At 64.1% G+C, this 15,460-nt stretch carries 14 protein-coding genes; 7 read left to right on the top strand and 7 right to left on the bottom strand.

The window, feature by feature from the left end:
• Window positions 1–98: 98 nt before the first annotated feature.
• Window positions 99–2,180 (top strand): methyl-accepting chemotaxis protein, encoded by a 2,082-nt coding sequence (locus JQ580_RS06505; RefSeq protein ID WP_212278834.1) that lies wholly within the window; start codon window positions 99–101, stop codon window positions 2,178–2,180.
• A gap of 6 nt (window positions 2,181–2,186) precedes the next feature.
• Here JQ580_RS06505 and JQ580_RS06510 read toward each other — a convergent pair whose 3' ends face one another.
• A complete protein-coding gene (locus tag JQ580_RS06510) occupies window positions 2,187–2,777 on the bottom strand; it encodes an NADPH-dependent FMN reductase (protein ID WP_212278835.1) in 591 nt (196 codons plus the stop codon).
• Window positions 2,778–2,825: 48 nt separating this feature from the next.
• Window positions 2,826–3,773, bottom strand: a complete 948-nt coding sequence (locus JQ580_RS06515; protein WP_212278836.1) for an AraC family transcriptional regulator — start codon at window positions 3,771–3,773, stop codon at window positions 2,826–2,828.
• Window positions 3,774–4,055: 282 nt separating this feature from the next.
• On the opposite strand from JQ580_RS06515, the gene JQ580_RS06520 reads away from it, so the two are divergent.
• The 3 genes from JQ580_RS06520 to JQ580_RS06530 are packed head-to-tail and all read left to right on the top strand — an operon-like array spanning window position 4,056 to window position 6,658.
• On the top strand, window positions 4,056–5,165 hold the full coding sequence (locus JQ580_RS06520) for a DUF2336 domain-containing protein (RefSeq protein WP_212278837.1): 1,110 nt from the start codon (window positions 4,056–4,058) through the stop codon (window positions 5,163–5,165).
• A complete protein-coding gene (locus JQ580_RS06525; RefSeq protein WP_212278838.1) occupies window positions 5,162–5,494 on the top strand; it encodes a PilZ domain-containing protein in 333 nt (110 codons plus the stop codon). The genes JQ580_RS06520 and JQ580_RS06525 overlap by 4 nt, the downstream gene beginning before the upstream one ends.
• Before the next feature lie 48 nt (window positions 5,495–5,542).
• Window positions 5,543–6,658, top strand: coding sequence for an HD-GYP domain-containing protein (locus tag JQ580_RS06530; protein ID WP_212278839.1), 1,116 nt, complete (start codon window positions 5,543–5,545; stop codon window positions 6,656–6,658).
• Between the two features lie 371 nt (window positions 6,659–7,029).
• Here JQ580_RS06530 and JQ580_RS06535 read toward each other — a convergent pair whose 3' ends face one another.
• Entirely contained in the window at window positions 7,030–7,707 is a 678-nt protein-coding gene (locus JQ580_RS06535) for a nitroreductase (protein ID WP_212278840.1), read from the bottom strand.
• Between the two features lie 105 nt (window positions 7,708–7,812).
• Here JQ580_RS06535 and JQ580_RS06540 point away from each other — a divergent pair, with 105 nt between their 5' ends.
• On the top strand, window positions 7,813–8,775 hold the full coding sequence (locus JQ580_RS06540) for an alpha/beta hydrolase (protein ID WP_212278841.1): 963 nt from the start codon (window positions 7,813–7,815) through the stop codon (window positions 8,773–8,775).
• Between the two features lie 7 nt (window positions 8,776–8,782).
• Here JQ580_RS06540 and JQ580_RS06545 read toward each other — a convergent pair whose 3' ends face one another.
• Window positions 8,783–9,247, bottom strand: a complete 465-nt coding sequence (locus JQ580_RS06545) for a cupin domain-containing protein (protein WP_212278842.1) — start codon at window positions 9,245–9,247, stop codon at window positions 8,783–8,785.
• 203 nt (window positions 9,248–9,450) lie between these two features.
• Here JQ580_RS06545 and JQ580_RS06550 point away from each other — a divergent pair, with 203 nt between their 5' ends.
• Complete coding sequence (locus JQ580_RS06550; RefSeq protein WP_212278843.1) at window positions 9,451–9,699, top strand: hypothetical protein; 249 nt, start codon at window positions 9,451–9,453, stop codon at window positions 9,697–9,699.
• Window positions 9,700–9,904: 205 nt separating this feature from the next.
• Here JQ580_RS06550 and JQ580_RS06555 read toward each other — a convergent pair whose 3' ends face one another.
• From JQ580_RS06555 to JQ580_RS06565, 3 genes are all read right to left on the bottom strand, one after another.
• Complete coding sequence (locus JQ580_RS06555) at window positions 9,905–10,780, bottom strand: MBL fold metallo-hydrolase (RefSeq protein WP_212278844.1); 876 nt, start codon at window positions 10,778–10,780, stop codon at window positions 9,905–9,907.
• 71 nt (window positions 10,781–10,851) lie between these two features.
• Window positions 10,852–12,474 carry an ABC-F family ATP-binding cassette domain-containing protein gene (locus JQ580_RS06560; RefSeq protein ID WP_212278845.1) on the bottom strand — a complete coding sequence of 541 codons (1,623 nt, stop codon included), beginning with the start codon at window positions 12,472–12,474 and terminating at the stop codon, window positions 10,852–10,854.
• 147 nt (window positions 12,475–12,621) lie between these two features.
• Window positions 12,622–13,698, bottom strand: coding sequence for a helix-turn-helix transcriptional regulator (locus JQ580_RS06565; RefSeq protein ID WP_311982185.1), 1,077 nt, complete (start codon window positions 13,696–13,698; stop codon window positions 12,622–12,624).
• Window positions 13,699–14,312: 614 nt separating this feature from the next.
• Here JQ580_RS06565 and JQ580_RS34205 point away from each other — a divergent pair.
• The gene (locus tag JQ580_RS34205) at window positions 14,313–15,287 is read left to right on the top strand and encodes a YadA-like family protein (protein WP_212278847.1); all 975 of its coding nucleotides are present in this window, start codon (window positions 14,313–14,315) and stop codon (window positions 15,285–15,287) included.
• The last annotated feature ends 173 nt before the right edge of the window (window positions 15,288–15,460 follow it).

A 15,460-nucleotide genomic window follows, 5' to 3' on the forward strand; every position in this document is an offset into this window, starting at 1 on the left:
CCCGCGGTCCCCGGCAGCGTAAACCCCCGATTAATACGGGTCTGTCAATTTTCCGGAGAATATCTTTCTCCCCTCCCGCGCCACTTGCCGGACAGATCATGAAAATCGGAACGCTCCTGACCACCGCCATCGTCTCGCTCTCGACCGTCGGCGGCGGCCTCGCCGTCTACGTCGCCGTGACGAAGTACCAGACGATGGACAGGATCGGAGAAGCCCAGGGCCGACTTGCGATCGTCCGCGCCGCCAGCGACATCCCCCGCTATCTCAATCCCGAACGGGGCTTTTCGACCAATATCCTCTACGGGCCTGCGACGGTGGATCCGGCGCAGATGGCCGAGCAGGACAAGCTGCGCAAGCAGACCGATGGTGCGCGCGAGCGCATGAACGCCCTGCGCAAGGAGCTGCCCGGCTCGTTTGACGACGGCACCACCATCGGGACGGAGATCGACGCCATCAATTCGAAGTTTACCGCGCTCCGCGAAGCCATCGACAAGGCAATCGCAGGCCCCGCCGAGGCGCGCAAGGATGCGGCCCGCAAGGTGGTCGCCGACAACGCCGTTCTCAATGCGGGCGTGACCGCACTGCTCAACGAGCAGGTTCGCCGCATGGCAATTCTGAACGGCGATGCCTACCGGCAGTCGAACTACGCGAACATCGCCATGACGCTGCGCGACATCGGCGGCCTCAATGCCAGCGTGCACAAGAACCTCGTCGGCGGCAAGAAGGTCGCGACCGACGCGGAGAAGGCCGACGTCGCCCGCATGCAGGGACGCAGCGACCAGATCGTGATGTCGCTGATGGAGTTGCGCGGCCATCCCGCAACGCCCGCCAATGTCAGCACTGCGCTCGAGACGATGAATTCGCGCTATGTCGAGGAGTTCGGCCGCGAGCTCAAGCTGGTCAAGGACGGCGCCCTCAGCGGCAAGTATGAGCACGATGTCGACACCTATTACGCGGCCTCGCAAAAGGGCCTCGGCTCCATCATCGGAGTGCGCGATGCGCTCTACGACAATGCCGAGCATATCCTCGCCGGGGCCTCCTCCGCCGCGCGCACCAGCTTCACCATCGCGCTCGCAGGCCTTGTCGCCGTCCTGATCGCGAGCGTCGGGCTGATCGTGATGGTTCGCCGCCGCGTCTGCGCGCCGATCGTCAACCTGACGAGCCGGATGTCGCGGCTCGCCGAGGGCGAGGTTGCGGACAGCATCCCGGGTGCCGAGCGCTCCGACGAGATCGGGGCGATGGCCGCGGCCGTGCAGGTCTTCAAGGACAATATGATCCGGGCAGATCGGCTCGCGGCCGAGAAGCAGGCCGAGAACGACGGCAAGATGCGCCGCGCCCAGGCGCTCGACGAGCTCACCCGCGCGTTCGAGGCCAAGGTCACCGAACTCGTCGGCGGTCTGTCCAAGGCGTCCTCGACGATGGAAAGCACGGCACAGTCGATGACCTCGACGGCGGCCCAGACCAACAGCCAGGCCGCGGTCGTCGCCACAGCCTCGGAGCAGACCTCGACCAACGTGCAGACCGTCGCCAGCGCCACCGAAGAGCTGACCTCCTCGATCTCCGAAATCGGCCGTCAGGTCGCACAATCCACCGAGATCGCGGCCCGCGCCGTCGAGAACGCCCGCCGCACCGGCGACACCGCGCGCACCCTCGCCGAGGGTGCGCAGAGGATCGGCGACGTCGTCACCCTGATCCAGAGCATTGCCGAGCAGACCAACCTGCTCGCGCTGAATGCCACCATCGAGGCCGCCCGCGCCGGCGAGGCCGGCCGCGGTTTTGCTGTGGTCGCCTCCGAGGTGAAATCGCTGGCGGGCCAGACCGCCAAGGCGACCACCGAAATCTCCGAACAGATCACGGCGATCCAGACCGCGAGCGACGAGACCGTGGCCGCGATCCGCAATGTCGCCGACGTCATCGGCGAGATCGACCAGATCGGCACCGCGATCGCCGCGGCGATCGAGCAACAGGGCTCGGCGACCAAGGAGATCTCCCGCAGCGTCCAGGAGGCCGCCCGCGGCACCCAGGAGGTCAACACCAACATCGCAGGCGTGCAGCGCGCCGCCGACGACACCGGAGCTGCTGCCAGGGAAGTGCTCGGCGCAGCCGAGCAGCTTTCGACGCAATCGCGCGATCTCGCCGGACAGTTCGACCGCTTCCTCGGCGAGGTCAGGGCGGCGTAAACAAGTTCAGTAGGGCGGCGCCTTGCGCGCCCGCTGCGCTTTCGCCGCCTCGATCCACCAGGCGAGATCGTCGGCAAAGCGCGGGAACGCGCGCTCTAGGGCCTTGCCGCCGTCGCCGATCGGCTCGCCCTCGGCCGACAGCGTCTGCCCGATCGGGCCGACGCCGATGGTGCTCGACACCACCACCATCCCCATCTCGGAGAGCGTGCCGTGCCAGGCGGTTGCGGCGCGCGCGCCGGACAGGCGGCCGGCCGAATAGCTCACGATCGCGGCCGGCCGCCAGAACCACTCTTCGAGGAAATGGTCGGTGAGATTTTTCAGGCCGGGCTGCATACCCCAATTGTACTCGCCGGTGACGAAGACGAAGCCGTCGGCGCTGCGGATCTGACCGGCCAGAGTCTCCAGCGCCTCGGGCGCCGAGCCCTTCGGGTACTCCTTGTACATGCGGTCGAGCATTGGCAGCCCGATCGCCTTTGCGTCGATGAAGGTGACATCGTCGCCGCGCTCGCGCAGGCGGTTGAGGACGAAATTCGCAAGGCGGATGCCCATGCGGTCGGAACGGTAGGAACCGTAGAGAACGAGGATGCGATTGCTCATACCTAAACGGTAGCACGAAACCGGCGACCGCCCTACCCGATTTGCTGACTATCGGCCGCGTCCGGACTCCAGCGTTTGCGAAGGCGTCTCGCCAAACTGGTCGCGGTAACTCCGGGAGAAGTCGCTGAGATGCCAGAAACCGAACGCGAGCGCGACGGCCTTGACACTCTCGGCGCCCGCCAGCAACCGCTGCCGCACCAGCCACAGCCGGCGCAGCCGCAGGTAACGGTGCAGGCTCATGCCGCGATAGCGGCGCACGACGTCGTGCATCGTGCGGACGGACAATCCGAGCTTGCGGGCAATCTCCTCGCTGTAGATCGGCTGCGAGAGATCGTCGGACAGAAGAGCGTTGATATCCTTGAATATCCTGAAGTTCCGCTCGTCGTTGGGACGCAGGGTCCAGCGGGCCGAGACGACGTTTTCCAGCGCATGGTCAACGGCCGCGAGAATAGATTCCCTCATCGCTCTCGCCTTGAGCGGAATATCCGACGCCTCGACCGGCGCTGAGGCCGCGGCCAGGATCTCGCGAACCACACTGCGCAACCGCTGAATGCCGATGGCGCTCGTTTCGAAAATCTTGAAGCTCTGACTTGGTCTCGGCCAGCCGCGTTCGGTCACCTCCGGCCTGAAAACCACAGATGCGATCTGCCGCTGCACTTCTTCGATGATGGTATAGGCCGCGCCGCCGCTACCGATGACGACAGCCGGACGCATACGCTGCGAGCCGTTGAAGCGTATCGGCACGTCGAGGTCGTCCATCGTGAAACCAACCGCCGTGCAGTTCTCGACAAGCTGGGCGTCGACCACGCGCGGAAATGCGGTCGTCAGATTCACGTCGCATCCAGGCATCGACAGAATGATCTGCTCGGCCGAAATCTTCCGAACGAAAGGCGTAAATTCGAAGTTCAGGCCTCGGATGGCATTTCGAAATTCATCGACATCTGAAAAGCGAAATATTCTGGGTGCCAAGCTTGGCACATCATCAATGCTGTTCATGGCGACGAGAAGCGCAGCGTCGCAACGGCGCGCGCCCGGCGATGAGCCGTTCGCTCCCTCCTTCGGTTTTACGTCAGACCAAGGGAATCAATCTGAACGTGTCTCTCAGGAGACTGGCGTCCAGTCCTGAGGACAAGGACGGACGTTGGATATCGCCGAATTTCGATAGCGTTTTCCGGTCATTCGGCACCCAGCCGCGCAATCCCTAAAAAGCAAATTAACGGCTTTCGGGCGAAATGAAACGCGTTAGATCGAAAATTCATTGCAATTCGGGCTCCTGCCATGATGGCAAACGCGCCTGCTAATATATTGATCGAGCTGGAGGATGCGGTCGCAACCTGCCCGTTGGACCGCTGCGCCCGCATCCTCGAAGGTATTTTGCAGCTGCTCAGCGGCAGCCGCGACCGGCGCCAGCAATTGCTTGCCACTGTCGTCGACCGGATCCTGCTGCGATTGGTGGAGCGGCTCGAGGTCAGCGCGCTGATCCAACTCGGCGATGCGCTTGCCGAACTCGAAGCGGCTCCACCGGAGACTTCGAGACGTCTTGCCTCGCACGACGATCCCGACGTCGCCTGCCGCGTTCTGCTCAAATCGCTCGCGCTGTCCGCGTCCGATCTCAAAACGATCGCGATGACGAGCGGCGCGCCGCAGCAGCTCGCGATTGCTGCCCGCGCGCGCATCGAACCACAATTGACCGAGACACTCATCAGGCGCGGCGGCCGCGCCGTCCTCCTCGCGCTGATCGGCAACGCGGGCGCACAATTCTCCGACGCCGCCTACGTCGCGCTCGTCGAGACGTGCGCAAGCGATGACGAACTCACGAAGGCTCTGGCGCTGAGACCAGGCACGCCAGATCCGGTCTTGAAGAAATTGCTGTCGGCCTCGCCGGCCTCCAACGCTCGCGCGGAGACAAAGGCCTCCCCCGTTTTGGCTCCGCAAGCGGCAGCGCCGATTGTGCCCCGGTTGCCCAGTGCGGCAGACTATGCAAGCGCACGGCCGGAGATCGTCGCGCTCAACCGCATCGGCAAGCTCAACGACTCCACGGTGAATCGCTTCGCGATCCGCGGCGAGACCGCCAATTTGCTCACAGCCTTGTCGGTGCTTTCGGGCACTCCCATCGAGATCGTCGAGCACGTCATGACTGACCGCGATTGCGAAGGGCTGGTCATGGCCTGCCGGGCTTCGCGGCTGAACTGGCAGACCACGCTCGCCATCCTGAGCAACCGCAGCTGGACCAGGCTTTCCTTTGCCGAGCGCGAACGCGCACAGCTCATTTTCGAGACGCTGCTTCTGTCGACCAGCCAGTGGACGGTGCGGTGGGGACAGATCGCCGCAAGCGTCAAGGGGAGCGATCGGGGAAATCGCGTCGCAAAAGCGGGGGGTAACCGATGAAGTTCGATGGCCGCAAGATGGCGCGCGTGCGGATGGACCACCGGCAGCCCGTCAACCTGATGGGCTCCGACGGCACGTGGCGGCGCAGCTGCGTACTACTCGACGTGTCGCAGACAGGCGCAAAGCTCGAGGTCGAGGGCACGTTGGACGTGCTGCAGGCCAAGGAATTCTTCATGTTGCTGTCGTCGACCGGGCTCGCCTATCGGCGCTGCGAGCTGGTCTGGATTGATGGCACCACGGCGGGCATTCACTTCATCACCGCCGATGGCAAGAAGCGGCCCGCGATCGCGCCGTCAGCCGCTCCTCAAAGCGCGGTCCAAAGCAAATAGGCCGACATTCATCCCACCCATTGGAATCGTGACAGACCAGGTCAAACCGTGCAGAACGCGCGAACCATTCTCAGCCCAGATCGGGGCGCCAACGGCGAGAAGGACCCGGCCCGCGCCTTCGTGCATGTGCTGGCCGACACGTCCGACAAGCTGGCCGGCGTTTGCTCGATCCTCGAGGAGCGCTTCGTCGTCGCGGGCGAACGGTTGGACGCCGAGGCCAAGCTGTCGCAGGTGCCCTCTGCCATCGTCATTCGTGCCGAGCTGCGCGACGTCGACAACATCGCGGCCATCAAGAAGCGCGCCTGCAAGCTCGCCAAGGCGAAGAAGCGGATCTTCCTCCTCGAGCACACTTCGCACGTCGGTATCTCGCAAGCCTACGCGCTCGGGGCGACGCACGTCCTGCCCGGGACCATCAACCGGAACAAGCTGCTGTCCACTCTGTCAGATCCAGCGGGTCCACCCTCCGCCTCGCCGGGCGAGACAGCCCAGTCCGACAACGCGGTCGAGGCCGCGGCAACCGCGATCGCCTCGATGTTCACGGCAGTTGCGCTTGGCCAGCCTCTTGACGTCGATGGCACCAGGGAGGCCGGCCGGCAGATTGCCGATCACATTGCCGCGCGAGGCCTTTCGGAATGGCTCACGACCGTGCGGCGCCACCACGAGGGAACCTATCAGCACTGCCTGCTCGTGACGGGTGTCGCCGTCGACTTTGGCCTGAGCCTCGGTGTCGGAAGGACCGACCTGGAGCGGCTCTACTCGGCGGCCATGTTCCACGACATCGGCAAGGCGCAAATTCCGCTTGCCATTCTCGACAAGCCGGGCCGCCTCGATGCGGAGGAACGCGCCCTGATCGAGACCCACCCGGTCGCCGGCTACGACTTCCTCAAAGGACACGACAAAATCTCGCCGGAGATCCTCGATGCCGTTCGCCATCATCACGAATATCTCGACGGCAGCGGCTATCCCGATGCGCTCTGCGCCGAGAGCATTGGCGACATCGTGAGAATTCTCACCATCTCCGACATCTTTGCAGCGCTGATCGAGCACCGGCATTACAAGCCGACCATGCCGCGCGCGGAAGCCTACGAAATATTGCGCGGGATGGGCGGAAAACTGGAGAAAGCCCTGGTGACCTCGTTCAAGCAGGTCGCACTCACGCGGTGAGCCCCAGGCAAAGACGGCGCAGCGAGCCCGGTCTAGTGGATGGCACGATGATGACTGGCGCGGCGCGGGATAGACCGGCAGGCCAGCCCGTCGGCCAGCAGCTTCATGTCCTCATGCCGGCCGCTGCGTATCAAGCGGCCGAACTCCTCTGGCGTAAAAGGTAGACTTGGATCACCATCGATTGGGCGCCGCAATCGCGGGCCGAAGAACCGCCGAACCAGACTAGCCAGCCGCCGCATGTCAAATTCCCTCGCGCCAGCAACAAAGCTCTCACGAGGCATATTGTTCCTCCCGCGTCTTCGAGATTGCAAGAGGCCGCAAGGAGTCCGCACCAAAAATTTCCGCCGGAGAAGAATCTCCTCTCTGTCGCCCTAGTCGACAAAACCGACGTAGCGCACGAACTCCTGATTGTGCTCGCGATCCGAGCGCACGGCATTCGCGGCAAAATCCTCGTCAGGATAGCCCATCGCGACGCAGGTCATGATCACCTCGTCTTCCGGAATTTTCGCGACCTCGCGGACGATGTCGGAGCGCATGATGCCCTGCCCGTTGATGACGGAGCCGAGACCGCGATCCCATGCCGCGAGCACGATGCCGTAGCAGAGCGCGCCGAGATCGAAATGGCAGACGGCGCCGGGGTCCAGCACGCGATCGTAGGTCAGGACGAGCGAGACCGGCGCGTCGAACTGGCGGAAGCCGCGCAGCACCCAGTCCTGCCGCATCGGCTTGTCGTCGCGCGCGATCCCCATCGCGCCGAACAGCTTCTTGGCGATGTCGACCTGCCGCGTGCGATGCACGCCCTGGTATTCCCCGTGGCTGACGATGTCGCGTTTGACCTTGGCCCCGCCGATCATCTCTTCCATGTTGCGGCGGCGAAGCTCCTCGAGCGGCGGGCCGGTGAGCACATGGACGTGCCAGGGCTGGGTGTTCATCGACGACGGCGCGCGCTTGGCACTCTCGATGATCGCCTCGATCACCGCGCGCGGCACCGGCTCGTTCCGGAAGCCGCGCACGCTGCGGCGCGACTGGACCAGCGTTTCGAATTCCACCTCGTAAACCTCCCTGCCGTTCGCTCGGCCTTGAACACCGTTGCCGATGCGGCTCGCGAAACTTATGCTACCCCGCAAGCAAGACCAAGAACCCAGTGAGGAACAATGCCCGCACCGCTCGATCCCGTCATCGCCCAGATCATTCCGCTGCTGCCGCTGCGCGATCCCACCGCGATGACGCCACAGAGCGCCCGCGATTCCTTGCGTGCACTGGCTGCCTCCCGCGCCGCCGTTCCGCCGCCACCAGTCGAGACCGTGCAGGATATCGAGGTGCGCGGCGGCGCCGGCCCGCTTGCTGCCCGCGTCTACCGGATCGGCACCACGCCCGCGCCGACCGTGGTGTTCTTCCACGGCGGCGGCTGGGTCGCCGGCGACATCGAAACCCACGACCGGCAGGCGCGCAACCTCGCCATCGAGACCGGCGCGGTCGTCATCTCGGTCGATTATCGTCGCCCGCCCGAGACACGGTTTCCCGGCGCTTTCGAGGATGCGTTCGCGGCGGTCTACGACATCTTCAACCGCGTCGCGGAATTTGGTGGCGACGCAAGACGTTTCGGTGTTGCCGGCGATAGCGCCGGCGGCAATCTCGCGGCCACCACCGCCATTGCCTGCCGCGACGCCGGCATCAGGCTTGCCGGGCAATTGCTGGTCTATCCCGTAACCGACGTCCTTGGCGCCTACGCGGATGCCGGCGAGAACGCGCGCTATCCTTCGCGCGCCGAGAATGCCGAGGGATACTTTCTGACGCGTGCCACCATGGAATGGTTCTGCGGCCATTATCTCGCCGACCCCGCTCACGCCCTTGACTGGCGCGTCTCGCCGCTGCGGGCACCGTCTCTGGCTGGCCTTGCGCCCGCGGTCGTGACCACCGCCTGGTTCGATCCCCTGCGCGACGAAGGGACGGCCTATGCGCGGGCGCTGGAGGCTGCCGGCGTGCCCGTCAAGCACCATGAAGGCCCCGGCCTGATCCACGGCTATTTTGGTCTCGGCGATGCCTCCGAGGTCGCGCGCGCCGAAGCGCAGCGCGCCCGGGCCGACTTCAAGGCTTTGCTCATGCAGGGCGCATGAGCAGCCGCTAGGCGCGCGGCACAGGCTGCGCCGCCGCGTGCCCCCAGGTTTCGTCCCAATCCTGACCGGCAGCATCGACGACACGACCGTCGGCTTCGAAGAATTTGTTTGGCACCTGGAAGATCGCCAGGATCAAGGCCCCCTCCGGACACCAGGCGGCATGCCGGCTGCCCGCCTCGCGCCAGATGAATTCGCCGGCCTTGCAGGCAACGCCCTTGGCCGGCCCCTCCTTGTCGACGAGCGCGCCTTCGATCACCCAGCTCTGCTCGATGCCGACATGCTCGTGATCGGGCAGCACCGATCCCGGCGCAAATCGCATCAAGGCGGTCATCAGGCCGGTCCGGCGATCGAACAGCAGCGTCTTGGCCTCGCAGCCTGGAAAGCGCGTCGTCTGCCAATCCATGTCCTGAGGCCGAACCAGATGCGAATGCTGATCGGCGGCTTCCGAGTGTTTGGCGATCACGGCGTCCATCACGATGCTCCGTCCGGTTAAGCTGGCCGAGCCTAGCAGGGTTGCCCGGCGCGGTCAGCGAGCACTGCAACAGGACGCGAGCCCAGCCAACGCCAACCCGGAAAAATCGCCAGCCGGACCGGACGGCGGGCCTCCATCCAGCTTGATTGCGCCACGATTCCCGGTTCCTATCTCTCCACCATTTCTGGTTTACGGAGACACCCATGATGAAGCGGATTTTCCTGGCTGCGATCCTTGCCACCTTTGCAGCAGGCTCGGCCTTCGCGGACGACACCTGCGAGAGCAAGGCGGTCGGCAAGGACGGCAAGGCGCTGGCCGGCGCCGCCAAGGCCTCGTTCCTCAAGAAGTGCAAGGCGGACGCCTGTACGCCCAAGGCCGTCAGCGCCGATGGCAAGCCGCTCGCCGGCGCTGCCAAGAACAGCTTCATGAAGAAGTGCGAGATGGGCGCGTAAGTTGCTGTGACACTCTCGTGTGCTGGATGCAGCGCAGCGCTTCTCCGGCGATGCGAAGCATCGTCCGGGGCTGTGCGCTGCAGAGCCGCGGCCCATGCCTTCTGCATGGTTCGATAGATGGGTCCCGGCTCTGCGCAGCAGCGTTAAACGCTGCAGCGCGTCCGGGACACGAGACGTCCGGATCGGGCCTCTACTGGTTTCGCCATCACTCGCGCTTGAACCGATAGTCAAACGCCCCGCCCAGAGGCTTGATGAGCCCGACCGTCGGAGCCGGGAAATGAACCGGCAAGATCAGCGTGTCGGTGTCCGCAACTGACGAAAAAAACTTCCGCCGCGACACCGCCGATTGTTTCGGCTCCCAATCCGGCTTCGCCGACCAGTCCGGCTCGCGGCACTGGATCTGGTGATGCATGAGATCGCCCGCGACCACCGCGCGCTGGCCCTTCGAGACAATGTTCACGCAGCAATGGCAGGGCGAATGCCCCGGCGTCGGCGTCAGCGTGACAGTGTCGTCGAGCGCGTAATCGTCGTCGACCAGGAGCGCCTGCCCGGCCTCGACGATCGGCAGGCAATTGTCGCGAAACACGGTACCGGGCGGATTGCTGCCCTTGGCGTGCTCGGCCTCCCAGGCCGCGTACTCGCCCTTGTGGAAGACGTATTTGGCATTCGGAAACGTCGGCACCCAGCGACCGTCGCGCAAACTCGTATTCCAGCCGGTGTGATCGATGTGCAGATGCGTACAGAACACGTAGTCGATCTGCTCGAAAGAGATGCCGAGCGCGAACAGCTCGTTGCGCCAGCGCTCCTTGCCGGGAAAATCGAACGGCGGCGGATGGCCCTTGTCCTCGCCGGTGCAGGTATCGACCAGGATGGTGTAGCGCGGCGTGCGCACGACAAAGGTCTGATAGGTGATGACGATCATGCCGCGCGCGGCGTCGAACACCTCCGGCTCCATCGTCGGCAGATGATGGGCGAACACGCCGTCGTCATAGGCCGGGAAGAAATCCTGCGGCCGCCGCCATGGCCCTTCCCGCTCGATCACCGCATCGATGGTGATGTCGCCGATCCGAAGTTGCTTCATGGTGGTTCGCTCCCCTTTTTTGCAAGGAGCGTAGCGCAAGTCGCTAACCCGTCAAGCGACGCCGCGACATGCTAGCTCCGCAGCCCCGGCGCTTCCTGCCCGGTGCGCGCGACGTATTCCGTGTAGCCGCCGCCGAACTGGTGGATGCCTTCCGGCGTCAGCTCCAGCACGCGGTTCGACAGCGTCGCCAGGAAGTGACGGTCATGCGAGACGAACAGCATGGTGCCCTCGAAATCCGACAGCGCATTGATCAGCATTTCCTTGGTGGCAAGGTCGAGATGGTTGGTCGGCTCGTCCAGCACCAGGAAGTTCGGCGGGTCGAACAGCATCTTGGCCATCACCAGCCGCGCCTTCTCGCCGCCCGAGAGCACGCGGCAGCGCTTCTCGACGTCGTCGCCGGAGAAGCCGAAGCAGCCCGCAAGCGCGCGCAGGGATCCCTGCCCCGCGGTCGGAAACGCGTATTCGAGTGACTGGAACACCGTCTGCTCGCCATCGAGCAGGTCCATCGCGTGCTGGGCGAAATAGCCCATCTTGACGCTGCCGCCGACCGCCACCGTGCCCTGGTCCGGCTCGCTCGCGCCCGCAACGAGCTTGAGCAGCGTCGATTTGCCCGCGCCGTTGACGCCCATCACGGCCCAGCGCTCCCTGCGCCGGATCATGAAATCGAGCCCGTCATAGATGCGCTTGCTGCCGTATCCCTTGTGGACGCTCTTGAGCGCCACGACGTCCTCGCCCGAGCGCGGCGCCGGCGGAAAATCGAATGCCACGCTCTGGCGCCGCCGCGGCGGCTCGACCCGCTCGATCTTGTCGAGCTTCTTCACCCGGCTCTGCACCTGCGCCGCATGAGAGGCGCGCGCCTTGAAGCGCTCGATGAACTTGATTTCCTTCGCGAGCATGGCCTGCTGGCGCTCGAACTGCGCCTGCTGCTGCTTCTCGTTCTGCGCGCGCTGCTGCTCGTAGAATTCGTAATCGCCGGTATAGGTGGTGAGCGAGCCGCTATCGATCTCGATCACCTTGGAGATCACGCGGTTGATGAACTCGCGGTCATGCGAGGTCATCAAGAGCGTGCCTTCGTAATCGTGTAGGAATTTTTCCAACCAGATCAGGCTTTCGATGTCGAGATGGTTGCTCGGCTCGTCGAGCAGCATGACATCGGGACGCATCAGGAGGATGCGGGCGAGCGCCACGCGCATCTTCCAGCCGCCGGAGAGCTTTCCGACATCGCCCTCCATCATCTCCTGACTGAAGCCGAGGCCGGACAGCGCCTCGCGCGCGCGGCCGTCCAGCGCATAGCCGTCGAGCTCCTCGAACCTGTGCTGCACCTCGCCGTAGCGGGTGATGATCTCGTCCATCTGGTCGGCCTTGTCGGGATCGGCCATGGCGGCCTCGAGCTCGCGCAGCTCGGCCGCGACCTCGCTGACCGGACCGGCCCCATCCATCACCTCGGCCACGGCACTGCGGCCAGACATCTCGCCGACGTCCTGGTTGAAATAGCCGATGGTGATGCCGCGATCGGTCGAAACCTGCCCCTCGTCTGGCAATTCCTCGCCGGCGATCATCCGGAACAGCGTGGTCTTGCCGGCGCCGTTCGGCCCGACCAGGCCGATCTTCTCGCCCTTGTTGAGGGCGGCGGAGGCTTCGATGAACAGGATCTGGTGGCCGGCTTGCTTGCTGACGTTGTCGAGGCGGATCATGGGGTCTTTTCAGGGGGGATTTTTGCGTTGCAGCGTCATAGGCCATGCGGGCCGCCGGGGGAAGCCCGGCGGGACGCGGGATTCCCGCCGAAAGCAGCCCATTTTCGCTCGAAGCGGCCGTAGACGGGCCACCTGGCCCAAGGCTGGCTAGCGAATGGCAGTTGCGCTCTTGAGCAGCGCGACGAGTTGGCTTTGCTGGCTGGTTCCGGTCTTGCGAAAGATCTGTTCGAGATAAGAACGCGCGGTCGCAAACTTGATGCCGCTCTGCTCGGCCGCCGCCTTGAGCGTCTGCCCCGAGGAAAGGCTTGCGGCAAGTTTGGCCTGGGCAGGCGTGAGGTCGAACAGGCCCGACAACAGACCGGGTGCCGGAACGAGCGCACTCGCCTGTGCCGGCGTGAACACCAGGATCGTATCCCCGCCAGAGAAGAGGTCACGGGCAGACCGCAACAAGGGCAAGACGTGAAGAACGCCCGGCGCAGTCTCATCCGGACTGGTGATGGGAATGGAACGAACCGCTTGTGGAATGGCGCTTTGCCGGTTTTCCTGGAGGGCAGCGCGCAGCAGTTCATTGGCCCGCCCCTGAGCAATGGTGACCCGGTCGCCAAGTCCGAAACCGAACAGATCGGAACGCTCGAGAAACCGCTTGTTCGCCGCGATGGCGACGCCGTTGACGCACACGGTGGCGGCAAGGCCGAGCGCTTCGAGCGCCGTGACCGTGCCGTTTGCGCGCTCCAGACCGAGCCGCGAAGCGATCAGCGCCGCGCGGGCCAGATGTGGGCGCAAGGCATCGAGGCGCGCTAGCTCCTCTGGTTCGTAACGGCCGGCACCGAGCCCCTTCTGCAGGACGTAGATCGCCAGCTCGCCTGTCGGCATCGGCACCGCGGTGCAGACGTGCGCGCCGATGCCTCGGGCGCGCAGACGCTGGCGAATGAGATCATTCTCGATCTCGGAGGCGGACATGTAGTCGTCGACTTGGACGAAGCTGTTGGGCTTGGCATCGCACATGCGCACGACCGACGTCGAGAAGCGCAAATCCGGGCTGATCAGAAATTCTTCGAGGAGATCTTGGAGGTTGTTCAGCGTGACTCCGCTCGCGCGCGCATCATCGCCGAACAGGAAAAGGGTCGCGCCGATAGATTGTGATGTCGCAGCCAGATCGGTCAGAAGTTTGGGCCATAGCTCGGGAACAAATGCGCTCTCATAGGCAAGATCGATAATCTGCACTGGCACACCACTAACAGACGAACCGTCAGGCTTGCCTGTTCATTTCAGTCTCGAATGTTGGCCGTGCGCGGCATGGACTGCAGTCCTCGCAAACCGAAGCGACGGACTGGAAATTGCGACGTGCGGCAACGTTGAGAACTCATTGTTCTTCTTGAAATCATCATGGGCCGACAAGTCCGTCGGCAATGACAACGGCGAATGAAAAATCGAGCAATCCGGCAAACGGATTATCGAACGGCGCCGTTGAGTTTGCAACGGCCGCTTCGAACCTCGGCGCGCTCGGGGGAAGCAATTGCAGGCGAGACGACAAGTGGCTCGCATCGAATAGACTGCCGGTTCCCTGACCGGGAACCACAACAGACGCTCGGATCGATGAGTCGGCGCAACCGTCAAATGCCGGTGTTTATTCAATAAAGTTGGTGTGGCGGCGGCGCTACAACGATACCGCGAAGGTGATGCTAAACCAATTGCATTCGGCTTTTGGGAGATTCCAAATGATATTCCAACAAGGCTTCATCACCAGATCTTTGACAACCTCGGTCCCCCTACTGGCGCTTGCCGCAACACTGCTGACACCTCGCCCCGCTCACGCCATCCACGCCGTCTGCTCCTTCGTGAGCGGCAGCGAGCAGCAGGTTCTTGTGGTTCAGGACGACGACTGTTCCAATCCTTTCACGCCGTTCGCAGGCGGACCGTTACTCTTCGGAGACAGCATCCACGCCTCCCAGGATATGACCGTGGACGGCACCACGACGACCGGCACGACGAACGTCAACGGCAACTCGACCTTTGGCGCGGGGACAACGGCGACGTTCAACGGAAACGCCGTTTTCAATGGGACGGTCTCCTTTGCGGGCGCGCAGAATTTCGCAGGCATCACCAACACCGGAAATATCTCGACGGACACGCTGAGTACGACCGGCGCCGCCACGATCGGAGGCACGCTGAGCGTAACGGGCCAAGCGACCTTCAATGGCATCACCAACACGGGCAATCTGACCACCGACACAATGACGGCGAACACATCGATCAACACGCCGCTGATCACAGCGACTACCGCCAACGTGACGACGGCCAACATGACCACCGTCAATGCCACGACGGCCAACATAACAACCGCCAACGCGACAACGGCCAACCTCGGTACGGCCAATGTCACGACGGCACTCCAGGTATCCCCGGGCGCGACGGTCAACATGGGCGGCAACAGGGTTCAGAACGTCGCCGCACCGGTGGCAGGAACCGACGCGGCCAACAAGAGCTATGTCGACGCCAGCGTGGCCTCCCTGGGAGGGCAGTTCGACCAGGCGCTCGCGGGGGTCAACAGCAGGATTGACGACATTTCGAACCGGACGACCAAAGCAACTGCCGGCGTCGCCATGGCATTCGCAATGGCCGGCGTGCCGACGGTGCTGCCCAACGAGCGAGTTGCCTTCACCATGAACTACGGCAATTTCCAGGGACAGAACGGCTTGGCGCTCAATGGCGCAGTCCGCCTGAGCGACAATTTGCAGTTCACAGGCGGCGTCGGCTATTCGACCAACCAGAACCTCGTCGGTGCCCGCGCCGGCTTGCGTGTCGGCTGGTAGCCACCATGCGCTCCAGGCCTCATGCCGTCTTTGCACTGACACTATGTCTGGCCGCTCTTGGGCCGACCGCCGTCTTGCCGCAGACAAGCCCCGCCCAAAATCCGCCGGGCGGCGCAGCTCCAATTCCTGGTGCTAGGCCTGCGGAGACGAATGCGGCGCCCGCCCGTGCCAAG

The sequence above is a fragment of the Bradyrhizobium sp. SZCCT0148 genome, assembly GCF_018129985.1.
Lineage (GTDB): Bacteria > Pseudomonadota > Alphaproteobacteria > Rhizobiales > Xanthobacteraceae > Bradyrhizobium > Bradyrhizobium japonicum_H.